Raw genomic sequence first — 14,524 nt, forward strand, 5'->3', positions numbered from 1 at the left:
AAATGAACATTTTTTGAAGGAAAAGAGAAAAAAGTGCCGAAAAAATTTGGTAATATCAAATAAAAGCATTACCTTTGCACTCGCTTTTGAGATATAAAGCTTTTGGGTAGTTACCAGAGTGGCCAAATGGGGCAGACTGTAAATCTGCTGGCTATGCCTTCGGTGGTTCGAATCCATCACTACCCACTTTTCCCAAAAAATAACTCAAAAATTTAAGAGTCCGACTTTCGAAAGAGAGCCGGACTTTTTTTCTTTTCATATAAATCCTGAACAAAAGAAGAAGAGTAATTTACTCTCCTTCTACCTGCGTCTTTGGCCAATTCACCAGATATAGCATTTCGGTGGCTCGGGTAAATGCAGTATAGAGCCAGTGGATATAATCGGGAGTAAGCATATCATCCGTCATATAGCCCTGGTCTACATAAACATGCGACCACTGTCCGCCCTGCGCTTTATGACAGGTAACGGCATAGGCAAACTTCACTTGCAGAGCATTGAAATACGGATCCTGCCGGATTGCCTTCATACGGTCTGCCTTCAGTGGTATGTCCTGATAATCTTCCTCTATCTTATGGAAAAGCTGTTCCTGCTGATCATGGGTCAAAGCAGAAGCCTCACTCGTCAAGGTATCCAGCAATACCGTAGCCTCCAGTTCATAATTATCATAATCGGGAAATTTCAACAGAAGGGTGGCAAAATGAAAGCCGTAGAGGTCGATGCGACGGCTCACCTTCATCACCTTCGCCCTATCGCCATTAGCCAGGAAAGCAGGAATCTCATGACTTGGAACTTCGTTACTTTGAACTGTATGATTAGCTAAAGTATTAAATTTTTCACTCTTCACTTTTCGTTCTTCACTTAATTGCCTTTCCTTTATCTTCTTTCTTTCTTCCTCCATCCAATAATAATTGTTCTTCACAATCATCAGCATGTCGCCACTCTCCAGTTCCTCTTCCCTATCAAGCACCATGTTGCGGATGCCCTGGTTGAAGATGTTGGCGCGCTTGTTGCTACGAGTCACAACAATGGTATCGTCCAGTCCTACATGATGATAACTGTCGCCAAGAGCCTCGATGAGTTCTGCACCCGGCATCTCCCTGATATCCGAGAAACCGGAGAAACGGATTTTAGGCAGTTGGGTAATGTCATCGTGGGTAATCATCTGACGGATGCGGGTAGCATTAAAGAGAATACCCGACTGCTGACTCTGGCGGACTACCTCGTTCAAATCGCACTCATAAACCGACAGTCCATATCCCTGGAGCATCGCAGCAGAAAGGGCTGGTGATTCTTCCTCACCAACAGGAGGCAACTGTGCCTTATCGCCAATCAGCAAGAGGCGGTCGTTACGTCCCTGATACACAAAATGAATCAGATCATCTAGCAGACAACCGCTGCCAAAGGTGGTTCCGCCTAATCCCAGATTGGCAATCATCGAAGCCTCATCCACCATAAAAAGCGTATCAGTATAGAGATTATCATTGAGATTGAACTGTCCATCCACTCCGGCAAACGCCTTTTCGCGATAGATGCGGCGATGAATGGTATAGGCAGGCATCCCGCTGTTCTGAGAGAAAACCTTAGCCGCCCTACCCGTAGGAGCAAGGAGCATCACCTTCTGGCGAACAGCACGGAGCGTACGGACGATAGCACCCGAGAGCGACGTCTTACCGGTACCCGCACTACCCCGGAGAATCATCACAGCATGAGGATTACTATCCGTCATAAACTGCACGAAAACATCGAGCGCTTGAGCCTGTTCTGGGGTTGGCGGAAAGGCAAATTGCTGTAATATCTGATATTTTAACTCTTCAATGTTCATATTTCGAAAACTTTTAGTATCTTTGCAGAAAATTTACTGCACCTATTTGCAGTGCAAAAGTAATAATACTTTTTGAAATGAGAAAAAGAATAAAGAATAATTATATTTTGGGAGCATGCGTCATCATCATGATGCTACTCTGTATTCTGAGTGTAAGCCAGCCCATCCGCTTCCAGAAGGCCATGGCTAGCAGAGAAGCAGAGGTGAAGGAGAAACTGATGCAGATACGTCAGGCTGAAGAGAAATACAAGGCGAAACACGGCGTATATACAGGAGATTTTCCGACACTGGTAAAAGGCAAGTACTTACAGGAAGATGCTCAATACATTCCCTATGCCGACGGTAAGAAATTTACACTTGCTGCCACGGTTATCGTAGGAAAAAGCGGTAAGCAGATTCCGGTGATGGAATGTGGGGCCGGTTATGAAACCTTCCTCGACGGACTCGATGAAGGTTCCATCCAGCAGAAGATAGAGGAGGCCAACTATGCCGGCAACTATCCCGGACTCAAGATAGGCGATTTAACGACAGATAATAACAACGCAGGTAATTGGTAACAGATATGCAAATAAAAGGTAACAACATTCAGCAAGCACGCCTCACCATCCGCGTGAGCAGAAACACCCTCAGTTTTTCGGTAGTTGACCGTGAAGCAGAGCATCAGCTCATCTATGAACCTTATACTGTAAAGAGTGGTGTTTCGATGGCAGCCAACTTGCGTCAGGCTTTCAAGGAGAGTACTCTCCTGCAGCGGGGATACCAGAAGGTACGCGTATATCTCGATTCGCCTATCCTGCTGGTTCCTATCGAAGAATTTCATGAAGAGGATATCGATGTACTCTATCTGCATGCCTTCAACAGTCATAACAGCGATGCCATTCTCTACAGAGTGCAGCCGGAACTGAATGCGGTAGCGGTATTCCCTATCAACAAGGATTTGAAGATGGTGGTAGAAGACAACTTTAAGGATGTTCGCTTCACACCTATCATGCAACCGATGTGGCACTATCTGCATCATCGCAGTTTCACCGGCATTCACCGCAAGCTCTATGTTTATTTCCACGACAAGAAACTGGACGTTTTCAGTTTCGAGAAGAACCGTTTCAAATTTTTCAACTCGTTCAATGCTGAGCATGCCAAGGATGCCCTCTATTTCATTCTCTATGTATGGAAGCAGTTAGGATTCAACCAGATGCAGGATGAGTTGCATGTATCAGGCAATGTTCCGGACAAGGACTGGTTCCTCTACAACACGAAACTCTACATCAAGAAGACCTTCATTCTGAATCCTGCCGCCGAATTCAACCGTGCGCCCATCACAGAGATTAAAGGTCTGCCATTCGATTTAATGGCACTGTACTTAAGTAAGTAAGACAAGAGTTGATAGTTAAAAGTTGATAGTTAAGAATTCAACAGAATAGCTTATCATAAAGTTCAATGTTCAACATTCAAAGTTCAAAGTAAATATGAGAATCATAACAGGACAATATAAGGGACGCCATTTCGACATTCCACGTTCGTTTAAGGCACGTCCGACAACAGATTTTGCAAAGGAGAACATCTTTAATGTGCTGCAGGGATATATTGATTTCGAAGATACCTCTGCCCTCGACCTTTTTGCCGGTACGGGCAGCATTTCGCTCGAACTGGTATCACGAGGCTGCAGCCGGGTAATCAGCGTAGAGGCCGACCGCGATCATGCCAACTTCATACGCCAATGTTTTCAGAAGTTGGGCGAAGACAAGGATATTCTGATTCGTGGTGATGTATTCCGTTTTCTGAAGACCTGCAAGCAGAAGTTTGACTTTATCTTTGCTGATCCTCCATATGCTCTGAAGGAGTTGCCGCAGATTCCAGACCTCGTTCTGAATGGCGACTATCTCAACGAAGGAGGCATCTTCGTCTTTGAGCATGGCAAAGACTATGATTTCTCCGAGCATCCACGATTCCTGGAACACAGAAGTTACGGAAGCGTAAACTTCTCAATATTCAGATAGAAAAAAAATCCCCGTTTGCACCAGACAAGATGCAAACGGGGATTTATTCGTTACAGCAGCGGCGAGAGTAATCTTACCGTACTCTCGAAAAGACGCTGCAGGAACGGACGTTTTACGAAATAAGATACATCATCTACCAGGATACTCTTCGCCTCATCCCGCAGATAGACAGCCTTCACGCGCTGTGCCATCTCCTCATCAAAGAAGAACGCATTCGCTTCGAAATTATTCTCAAAACTCCGGAAGTCAATATTCGTACTGCCTATCGTACAGAGATTATCATCACTTACCAGCAATTTACTATGATTAAAGCCTGCCGTATAGAGATAAACCTTTACGCCAGCCTCTATCGCCTCCATCACATACGAACGTGATGCCCACTCAACCAGTTTGGCATCAGCATGACGGGGCAACATCAGACGGATATCCACACCCGCCAGAGCTGCTGTTCTCATGGCAAACAATACAGGTTCGGTCGGCAGGAAATAAGGCGTTTCCATATACACATACTTCTGGGCCTGAAGCAGGATGCGGACATAGCCCTGCATGATATCAGGCCAAGGACTGATAGGACTGCTCGTAACTATCTGTACGAGACAATTGTTGCGGATATGCACACTGACCGGCGGATAATACTGGCGATTGGTAACTAATGTACGGTCTACGAAATACCAGTCTACCAGAAAGGCTCTCTGAATGGCGTAAACGCCACCGCCCTCAATACGGAGATGCGTATCGCGCCAAGCCTGTTTCTTATCACCCTTCACATAGCGCAGAGCTATATTCATGCCGCCAATAAAGCCCACCTTACCATCTATGACACAGAGTTTGCGGTGGTTACGATAGTTTACCTTACTCGTAAAAGCCGGAAAGCGGACTGGCATGAACGAATGTATATCAATGCCTGCATCACGCATACGTTCAAAGAATTCATTCTTCACCTTCCAGCAGCCTACATCATCATAAATCAGTCGCACCTCCACTCCCTGCTCCGCCTTATCGATCAAGGCATCAGCTATCAGATATCCCAAGGCATCGGCTTCGAAGATATAGGTATCGAGATGAATATGATGCTTTGCCTGTCCTATATTATATAATAAGGTAAGGAAGAAATCGTAGCCATCAGTATAAATATCCACCTGATTATCTTTAAAAGGCAACGCCCAACTCTGGTTGGCAAAGAGATTCATCAGCGGTTTATTGCTGTCTGGCAGGTGAAGATTCTCCTGCTCTACGAACTCGAGCATGGAGCGCTTGGTGAGCTGGTCCATGCTGCGGTCGCTGATAAGCCGTTCCTTGCGGGTATTCTGTCCGAAGAAGAAATAGAAGATGATACCCACAAAGGGGATGAAGAAGAAGACCAATATCCATGCCATCGTCTTGGCGGGTTGACGATTGTCCATCAAGACGGTAATGATAGCCGGAACGGTTATCACGACATAAAGCAACAGATATATCCAGTGAAAATAAATCATATAGCATTTCTCCTTTTAAATCTCTAATACTTCATTACAGAGTTCCTCCCCACAGGACAGGAGTTCCGGTTAATTGAAGATATTGTTTGCCTGACTCGCCAGAAGCGTGTTCATCTGCTTGAGTTTCATAAACTCCTGCAGCAGTTCACGATTGGTCGGATTCTTGGCAAACTCCTGCTGAACCTCAATAATACGCTGAGCAATATAATGAGTGCGGAAGCTCAAGATGTCTTTAAAGACAAACTGACGGAGTTTATCGGCGCTCATCTTCATCTGCAGACTAGCCGTAGATACCTCCTGGGCACCTGTAGGCAAACCAGCCAACCTGCTGATTTCCGGATTCGGATGATTGGCAAAATAAGTTTCGGCGACAAAATCATCTTCTTTTTCGAGATGCTCCACAGCCTCCTGCATAATCTGATTATATAAATCATTATGAAACTTAAAGCCATCTCCACCCAAATCAAGACTGATATACTGGGCCACAGCTACCTCCACATCATTGCCGTCTACATCCTGTACTGTGATGAGCTGGTCGCCATGATGAATAATCAGCTGTATCAGAAGTTCTTCTACCTCCAGGAGTTTATCCAGTGGGGTAACCGCTCTCATCGCTGATTGCGCCTGCTGCGCTGCCGCTACAGGCGAATCTTTCAATCCCGCAGCACGTCGCTCAGCTTTTACCTGCTCACTCATACCATTGCGCACAAAATTATTCAAAGCATTCACGATAATTGCCTCATTCACGCCCAAACGGTGAGAACAGTCGGTGATATAAGAAGCGCGTGTTATCTGATTCTTGATTTTCGAGATGCTCTCTACAATCGAGTTGATAGCCTGGCTTCGCTTTACAGGGTCAGTCACACCGCGCAGCAGAATATCGGTCTTAAACTGTATGAAATCGGTCTGATTTTCCTGAATATATCTTCTGAATTCCTCTGCCGAATGACTGCGGGCGAAACTGTCTGGGTCATTACCATCAGGGAGAAAGAGCACCTTTACGTTCATCTCTTCTTCGAGCAACATATCGGTACCTCTCAGCGCAGCATGAATACCCGCATTATCGCCGTCATAGAGAAGAACGATATTACTGGTAAAGCGGTGCAGCAGTCTGATCTGATGCACGCTCAGCGCTGTACCCGAGTTAGCCACTACATTTTCGATGCCACACTGATGCATCGAGATAACATCGGTATATCCTTCCACCATAAAGACACAATCCTCCTTGGCTATCGCCTTCTTGGCCTGATAGAGTCCATAGAGTTCGCGCTCCTTATGATAGATAACGCTATCAGGCGAGTTGACATATTTCTGGCTGATGCCCTTGGTTCTGCTGTCGAGAACTCGTCCGCCAAAAGCCACCACCTTGCCGCTCACGCTGAACCAGGGGAAGATGGCTCTGCCCGAGAAACGGTCAAGAATCTTATCCTCACCCGACTTATTGCCGGCTTCGTCCTTATCCACCTTGAAGCAGAGTCCCGTATCAACCAGATATTTCGGATTATAGCCAGCCGCCTTAGCCGCCTCAGCAAGAGCAGTACGCTTAGGGAGCGCAAAACCCAACTGGAATTTTCTGATGATATCATCCCTGAAACCTCTTCCTCGGAAATAGGCCATACCGATAGCGATGCCATCCACATCATGCAAGAGAATATCCTGAAAATATTTCGCCGCCCAATCGTTGACGATAAACATGGATTCCCTTTCGCTCTCGCGCTGTTTTTCTTCATTGGTCAGTTCCCGCTCCTGAATCTCTATTTTATATTTCTTGGCGAGCCAGCGAAGGGCATCGGGATAGGTCATCTGTTCCAGTTCCATCAGAAAGTTGATTGCATTGCCTCCCTTTCCGCAGGTAAAACAATGACAGATACCTCTTGTAGGAGATACTGAGAAAGATGGATTGGAATCGTTATGAAAAGGACACAAGCCGACATAATTGATGCCACGCTTCTTGAGCGTAACAAATTCAGATACCACCTCTTCTATCTTGGTGGCATCCATAATTTTTGCTATCGTCGGTCTGTCTATCATTATATATATTCTTTTTTCTGTTTTTACTATGCAAAATTACTATTTTTCTTTGAAAACACAAAGAGAAACGGACAGAAAAGTAAAAATGAAACATATTAAAATCTAAAGGTTACATAAAATAAAGTACATTCGGATAGTTTTGACTACCTTTGCAACCGGCAAAAATACATTGCTGACAATCGGAAAATAACAACAAGATAAATAAACATGAAACTAAACAACATCAAGCGAACATTCCTGGCAAGCGCTGCCCTGCTCTCAACTATCAGCATGAGCGCAGCCGACAGATTTGTGAATTTCAAGCAAGGAGACTTGCTACTGAATGCCAACAACCGAGTAGAAATCTACATGGATACCAACGACTGCAAGGGAGTGAGCTATGCTGCTCATGCCCTGCTGAAAGACATCAAAAGTGTGAGTGGAGCCACAGCCACCCTCACCTCGGATGCCGGTTTTCTGAAAAAAGCCGACACTGTCCGACCAGCTATCATCGTAGGCACCATCGGCCATTCTGCAGCCATCGACCAACTGGTGAAACAGAAGCGCATCAACGGAAATCTACTGAAGGGCAAACGTGAAAAGTTTATCATCACGCTCATAGATGGTCAGCTCGTCATCGCAGGCAGCGACCGACGAGGCACCATCTACGGCATCTACGAACTCTCGCAGCAGATGGGCGTATCGCCTTGGTATGACTGGGCAGACGTACCTGTAGAGCATCACGATTCCATCTTCGTAAACAAGGGAATCTATACAGATGGTGAACCAGCCGTACGTTATCGTGGCATCTTCCTCAACGACGAGGCACCTTGCCTCACGTCATGGGTAAAAAACACTTATGGCACCGACTATGGCGACCACCGTTTCTATCAGCGCGTTTTCGAACTGGTATTGCGACTCAGAGGCAACATGATGTGGCCGGCCATGTGGGGCTGGGCTTTCTATGCCGATGACCCTGAAAACGAGAAGACGGCAGATGAGATGGGCGTAGTAATGAGCACCTCCCATCATGAGCCGATGGCACGCAACCACCAGGAATACGCCCGCAACCGAAAAGGATGGGGACCTTGGAACTACCAGAAAAACAAGGCAAACCTGCAGAAGTTCTTCCGTGAGGGAATAGAGCGCATGAAGGGAACTGAACAGATTGTAACCATCGGAATGCGTGGCGACGGCGATGAGGCGATGAGCGCAGAGGCTGATACAAAGCTGATGACCAACATCATCAACGACCAGCGTAAGATTATCGCTGACGTAACCGGAAAGAAGGCAAGCGAAACCCCGCAGGTCTGGGCACTATATAAAGAGGTATTGGATTACTACGACAAGGGCATGAAGGTGCCTGATGACGTAACCCTCCTGCTCTGCGATGACAACTGGGGTAACGTGCGCCGTGTGCCGAATGCCAAGGAACGCAAGCACAAAGGCGGTTGGGGCTTATATTATCACGTAGATTACGTAGGTGCTCCAAGAAACTCAAAGATGCTCAATGTAACTCCTGTACAGAACCCTTGGGAGCAACTCACCCTAGCCTACGAGAACGGAATTGACCGTCTCTGGATTCTCAATGTTGGCGACCTCAAGCCGATGGAATATCCTATCAGCCAGTTTATGGACATGGCTTGGAATCCACGTAAATACGATGTAAACAACATCACCCGCCATACCCGCGACTGGTGCGCACAGCAGTTTGGTGAATCGCAGGCTGATGAAGCAGCCCGCATTCTTAACCTCATCTGCAAGTACAACGGCCGCTGCACCCCTGAGATGCTCGACAAGAACACCTACAGTCTGGAGAACGGCGAATGGCAGGAGGTGGTAAATCAGTATCTCCAGCTCGAAGCCGATGCGCTGCGCCAGTACAACAGTCTGCCGGCATCCTATCACGATGCCTATCGCCAGATCATCCTCTTCCCTATCGAGCTGATGAGCAATCTGCACCAGATGTACTTTGCCCAGGCACAGAACCACGCCCTCTACAAGCAGGGCAATCCGAAGGCGAATGTATGGGCTGATGAATGCGAGCGCCTCTTCAAGCGCGATTCCCTCATCTGCGACTATTACAACCATAAGATGGCTGGCGGCAAGTGGAACGGCATGATGACCCAGAAGCATATCGGCTATAAGAGTTGGAATGATGATTTCGAGAAGGATACCTGTCCGGAGCTCTTCCGGATATCAGCTTCCGAGGCTCCCGTTATCGCCGAACACAACGGTGTGGTGGAAATCGAAGCACCTTTCTTCGCATCGAAAACCGATGCTACTCCTCAAGGCAAGGAGAAGGAGGGCGCCAAGTGGGTCCAGATTCCGTTCATGGGCAAGAGCCTTGCCGGAATGACGCTTATGCCATACACCAAGGGCGTGAAGGGCGCCAGCATCACCTATCAGTTCAAGATGAATGCCCTGGCACGAAATGCCGCTTCATCCAACACCGCAGACAGCAAGAAGGTGCGCATCCACGTCATCATCAAGTCAACCCTGGATTATCAGAACAAGGGCGGCATGACCTATGGAGTAAGCGTAGATGGAGCCGAGCCGGTCATCGTCAACTTCAATCATGATCTGAACGAGAAGCCGGAGAATATCTACGACATCTACTACCCTACGGTAGCCACCCGCATCATCGACAAGGTGATAGAAGTAGAGCTACCAGCCACCGGCGACGGTATCCATACGCTCACCCTGACGCCTAACGACCCAGCCATCATCTTCGAGAAGATCGTGATAGACGGAAGAGGAGGGAAAGGGAGAGTCAAGGTAATATAAAGGTATAATATAATAATAAGGTTATAGGCACGCCCCCGAAAGGATGCGTGCCTATTTTTATAAAAAAAATGGTTAATTCATTTGGTAATTAGAAAGTTTCCTCGTATATTTGCAAAAATTATCAAGAGAAATCGCTTATGTGTAAATTTGAAGAAATAGAAGGTTGGCGTCTTTCCAATGGCAAGACCATCCGAGAGATCAAAAATGCCGTACATGAGAAGATAAATTTGGGGCGAATATATCTCATCATTAGCATTTTGCTTGCTTATATGGGAACTATTAGCATGCAAGCTCAATCATGCGAGGGTCGAGTGTACCTAAAGAATGGTATCCAGCAACTCTATGAAAGTAATGACCGAATAGACTTGCCACGCAAGAAAAAGGATGTTCAAGTTTATAGAAACTTCTTTTCTCGCCAATGCACTAGCGATGTGATTCCTTTCGCCAACATTGATTCTGTAGTGGTGTGGAATGCCACCTCCAAGCAAAACGTACGCACACTTGTTCCTTTGGAAAATGTGGGATGGAGTTGGCTATATATCAACCACCCACGATTGCAAGTCTATATTTATGCCTCCCAAGGTTATTCCGTGACGGACATGGGAGGAATGAAAGCTAGGCAATGTAACACAGCAGCAGCAATGTTTTTCATCCCAAGCAAGACGGCTTGCGACTTCTATGTCAGACAGACTGATGGCAAGCTTATATGTCTGGGAGATACCTATAAGAAATGCGACAAATCCTTTATCCGAGAACTTTGCCACTGTGTAGGACTTTCGCAGGAATGGGAAAAGAAACTCATTGGACTAGGTGAACACAACCGAAGTTCTATGATACAACGAGTGATAGAAGTATTAGATGACAAACAATAAATAACAACTAAAAGGAAACAATATGAAAGCAATGAAGTTTTGGCTGCTCATGGCAGTAATGGTGGTAGCGATAGCTGCACACGCTCGCAAGAATGACGACCCAGAAATGCGTCATGTTCGCCTCACTATGATGGATGGCAAACAGATAGAGGGCTACATTCCTAAGAAGTACATGGGGTGGGCGCTAGAATATCAAGTAAGACTTGCCGAGAATCCAGATGGCAAAAAAGCCAAGAAGTACGATGCTGAGAAAGTAAGCAAGATGGAATGGCTTGCACTCACCGAGGAACACCCTGAAGGCGAAGTGTGGGAACATTGCCAAACGATAGCACGTAATTCGATTAGGGCTGTAAAAGAGGATCGCCTTATGGAACTCCTTTACCGCGGCAAGAATGCATCTGTCTATCAAGTTCACGTATTTCTGCCTGGCAATGGCATAAACACAGGAAACTCTTGGGCTACTTGGTATGCACTGAAGCCTAATGGACAGGAAAGGGCATTTATTCTTTACAATGCAACGCTTGGCAAAATGGGAAGTCTGGATAGACAATTCAAGGATCAAAAGGAATATGAGGGACTGAAGGATTACATTCTTGAATGGTGGAACAAAGATAAGTCTTTAGCTAGGAAGCAACTGAATGATGGTGTAGCTATCTTTAGCCATATCTATGATGAATGGAAAGCAGCTTCCAGTAAACAATAATAGTTCCTGCGGAGGGCACTTTCGTGCCCTCCGCAGGAACTATTCAGAACGTTACATTAATGATTTTCCCCCGATTGTCTTCCCTTGCGCTTTGCAATTTTTCCCAAAGCATTGATGGATTCAAGATAAGCCTCCTCTACTGGAGTTAATACCTTTACCTGATATTTTCGATACTCAGCTATAGCTTTGTCCATTGCCTCTTCATGGCTGATACTTCCCGATCCCTTCAACAAAGGTCGCCCTGTGGATTGCAGGATAGTATCAAGTTGTTTCACATAATCCATCATATAGACTGGGCGATGCTCCATTGCCATAATCTCGGCAAAATCAAAATAACCGGAAACAAGATTATTGAGTATCTTCAGCTCATTTTCTTTCAGATAGTTCTTGGCTATTTTGATGTCTTTGATAGCTGGCAGTTCGCCCTCAAATGTCGTCAAGCCCATAAATGGTTGGTCGGCATCCGCACGCTCATAGATAACTTCTGCCGCTGTATGCCCATGAGCAGCATAGTGCAACTTATTTTGCACGATTTTAAAGAAAAGCTTTGAGGCATCAGTTCGAGGGTCATAGTCAACACTTGTGGCATAGATATCCAGAACTTGTCGATAGAGCACCTTTTCTGACGAACGAATATCACGGATACGGTCAAGCAACTCTTTCCAATAGTTGCCACCACCAAGATTTTTGAGTCGTTCATCGTCCATCGTAAACCCTTTTACGATATACTCATTCAGTCGCTCTGTAGCCCATTGACGGAAACGTGTGCCTTGAATAGATTTTACACGATAGCCCACAGATATGATAACATCAAGGTTGTAGAACTTCACTTCTTTGCTTTGGGTTTTTCCTGCCATAGCACCATGCTGAGTGGTTATTCGGAATTTCCGAACAACCACTTTTTCATCAAGTTCTCCCTCTTTAAAAATATTTGATATATGTTCTACTATCGTAGACTTACTCTTATTAAACAAGGAGGCGATTTGATCTTGGTTTAGCCAAACCGTCTTATTCTCCAATCTCACATCAAGCTTCACGCCATCATCAGATTGGTAGATGATCATTTCTCCCAAATCAGTTTGGGGTGCGTCCTCCCATTTATAGCAACAATCCAAGCAAAGATGCAGTACACCCTCTGTCTGCACATTGTCTGAATTGCACTTTGGACATTTTATATTATTATTCATCATTGTTTCGTCTTTGTTATTATCTAAGTCAAAAAATGATATTCTTGTATGACTTATGCTTAGACATTATTATTTTTCCATTTCCTTTCTTTGAAAGCAGGATGTCACCCTTCTGATAAGCAACAACAGTCCCGACATTAGGATCACTTTTTTTATTTCACTTCTCTCTCAACATCCATTCCCACGTAGGAAGAACATGAACCTGCTTGCCATCTATCTCAAGCTCTTCCTTCTCCTCCATCGTAAGAATATATCCCTCAGCCAAGCCATAAGCATTCATGGCTTCCATCAGCCCCTCGATTTCCCGCTTGCGAGTTTTCTCGTCATTCATCACTATCGTTACTTGATAAGCATTCATGATTCTCATGCCCTCTCTAACAACAAAGTCGCACTCCTTCTTATCTGCATGATAAAAAACATCATATCCGCGGCGTTTCAACTCGATGAATACGATGTTTTCCAACTTCACTCCCATATTGTCGGTGGCATTGAATCCAATGCGACTCACGATGGCATTGTCGATGAAGTAAATCTTCTTCGGGTTCAGCATCTGCACCTTTACCGATGGCGAATACTTCATGAGCTGGAATATCATATAGGTTTGCTCGATGTACTCCAAATAGTTTTTGACGGTTTCGGAATGACGGATTCCCACTATCTTACCCAGTGAGGTATAGGTAATGCGCTTCGTGGCATTGCTGGCGAGATAAAAGATGAGTTCCTGCATCTCCTTATCATTGGTCAACCCATTACGAGCCATCACATCACGGAAGATGATGCTATCGTAGAGTGACGAGAGGTAACGAGTGGATGACGACTGGAGATACTTAGGAAATCCACCTTTCTCCAAATACTCCTTGAATTGCCCCAAGAGAATGGCACGCTTGCTGGTTAGATAAAAGTCCTTGGCTTCCAGCTGCACCTTTGCCAACTGCAAGTATTCTTGAAAGGAAAAAGGGAAAATCTCCACTGCGATATAACGCCCCGTGAGATGAGTGCCAAGCTCTCTACTCAGCATCCGGGCATTTGATCCAGTTACAATCACCTTATTGCCTTCGTTGTAGAGACGGCGCACAAAGGTCTCCCAGCCCTTCACATTCTGTATCTCATCAAAATAATAGGTATGCTGCTCACCAAAGAGTTCGAAGAAACATTCTTGCAATGTTTGGAAATCTGCCACAGTAAAGTTGACCAGTCGCTCATCATCAAAATTGAAAAAGAAGTCTTGCTCCGGCAATTTGTTGCGCATTTGCTGGAGCAAAACAGACTTTCCACAACGTCTTATACCAGTAATAATTAGTATCTCCGTTGTGGTAAGCCACTCTTCCTCTATGTCTCTCGGCACAGTATCTTGTGCTATATTCTTGCAGTATTCCTGCTGTTCAAATATAATTTGCTTTAATAACTCTTTCATGTTCAATCATTTATTTGCTTGCAAAAATACGATTTTTTAAGTAAACAACCAAATAAATCTTCATTTTTGTTCATTCTGAATGAGTAATTTCTATTATTTTTACTCATTCAGAATGAGTAATTCTAAGCAAAAATAGATAGTCTCAGCCTCATCACATACCTCCCCCTGCGAATTGCCAAGGGTGAGATGGATGGTAACAATGTTGTGACTTATACGATGCACAATTTAAGCAAAAGCAACGGAAAGTGAAGATGAGA

General features: G+C 45.3%; 11 protein-coding genes and 1 tRNA gene. 7 read left to right on the top strand and 5 right to left on the bottom strand.

The features are described from left to right. Positions 1–104: 104 nt before the first annotated feature. Positions 105–186 (top strand) — tRNA-Tyr (locus DWV53_RS12040). Between the two features lie 103 nt (positions 187–289). Here the strand turns inward: DWV53_RS12040 and DWV53_RS12045 are convergent. Continuing rightward, positions 290–1,822, bottom strand: a complete 1,533-nt coding sequence (locus DWV53_RS12045; protein WP_118154224.1) for an ATP-dependent DNA helicase — start codon at positions 1,820–1,822, stop codon at positions 290–292. Between the two features lie 77 nt (positions 1,823–1,899). Between DWV53_RS12045 and DWV53_RS12050 the strand changes: the two genes are divergently transcribed. The 3 genes from DWV53_RS12050 to rsmD are packed head-to-tail and all read left to right on the top strand — an operon-like array spanning position 1,900 to position 3,819. Continuing rightward, the gene (locus DWV53_RS12050) at positions 1,900–2,379 is read left to right on the top strand and encodes a hypothetical protein (RefSeq protein ID WP_117586237.1); all 480 of its coding nucleotides are present in this window, start codon (positions 1,900–1,902) and stop codon (positions 2,377–2,379) included. 5 nt (positions 2,380–2,384) lie between these two features. Further along, positions 2,385–3,194, top strand: a complete 810-nt coding sequence (locus DWV53_RS12055; RefSeq protein ID WP_118154248.1) for a DUF3822 family protein — start codon at positions 2,385–2,387, stop codon at positions 3,192–3,194. Between the two features lie 55 nt (positions 3,195–3,249). After that, positions 3,250–3,819: a 16S rRNA (guanine(966)-N(2))-methyltransferase RsmD gene (gene rsmD / locus DWV53_RS12060; RefSeq protein ID WP_254949396.1), complete on the top strand. Its 570-nt coding sequence runs from the start codon at positions 3,250–3,252 to the stop codon at positions 3,817–3,819. Between the two features lie 50 nt (positions 3,820–3,869). On the opposite strand, the gene cls is transcribed toward rsmD, so the two are convergent. Both cls and dnaG read right to left on the bottom strand, forming a co-directional pair. Further along, the gene (gene cls / locus DWV53_RS12065) at positions 3,870–5,294 is read right to left on the bottom strand and encodes a cardiolipin synthase (protein ID WP_118154227.1); all 1,425 of its coding nucleotides are present in this window, start codon (positions 5,292–5,294) and stop codon (positions 3,870–3,872) included. 69 nt (positions 5,295–5,363) lie between these two features. Then, positions 5,364–7,325, bottom strand: a complete 1,962-nt coding sequence (gene dnaG, locus DWV53_RS12070; RefSeq protein WP_118154230.1) for a DNA primase — start codon at positions 7,323–7,325, stop codon at positions 5,364–5,366. Positions 7,326–7,532: 207 nt separating this feature from the next. Here dnaG and DWV53_RS12075 point away from each other — a divergent pair, with 207 nt between their 5' ends. The 3 genes from DWV53_RS12075 (at position 7,533) to DWV53_RS12085 (ending at position 11,666) form a co-directional block, all read left to right on the top strand. Further along, a complete protein-coding gene (locus DWV53_RS12075) occupies positions 7,533–10,091 on the top strand; it encodes a glycosyl hydrolase 115 family protein (protein WP_118154233.1) in 2,559 nt (852 codons plus the stop codon). 284 nt (positions 10,092–10,375) lie between these two features. Continuing rightward, positions 10,376–10,963, top strand: coding sequence for a hypothetical protein (locus tag DWV53_RS15810; RefSeq protein ID WP_147344138.1), 588 nt, complete (start codon positions 10,376–10,378; stop codon positions 10,961–10,963). A 22-nt stretch (positions 10,964–10,985) separates the two neighbouring features. After that, a complete protein-coding gene (locus DWV53_RS12085; RefSeq protein ID WP_117663774.1) occupies positions 10,986–11,666 on the top strand; it encodes a hypothetical protein in 681 nt (226 codons plus the stop codon). Positions 11,667–11,722: 56 nt separating this feature from the next. Here DWV53_RS12085 and DWV53_RS12090 read toward each other — a convergent pair whose 3' ends face one another. Together DWV53_RS12090 and DWV53_RS12095 are read right to left on the bottom strand one after the other, a co-directional pair. After that, on the bottom strand, positions 11,723–12,730 hold the full coding sequence (locus DWV53_RS12090; RefSeq protein ID WP_220432006.1) for a virulence RhuM family protein: 1,008 nt from the start codon (positions 12,728–12,730) through the stop codon (positions 11,723–11,725). Positions 12,731–13,010: 280 nt separating this feature from the next. Next, positions 13,011–14,267, bottom strand: a complete 1,257-nt coding sequence (locus DWV53_RS12095) for an ATP-binding protein (protein WP_118154236.1) — start codon at positions 14,265–14,267, stop codon at positions 13,011–13,013. Positions 14,268–14,524: the final 257 nt, after the last annotated feature.

This window comes from Segatella copri (assembly GCF_003465495.1).
GTDB classification, from domain to species: Bacteria; Bacteroidota; Bacteroidia; order Bacteroidales; family Bacteroidaceae; genus Prevotella; species Prevotella copri_G.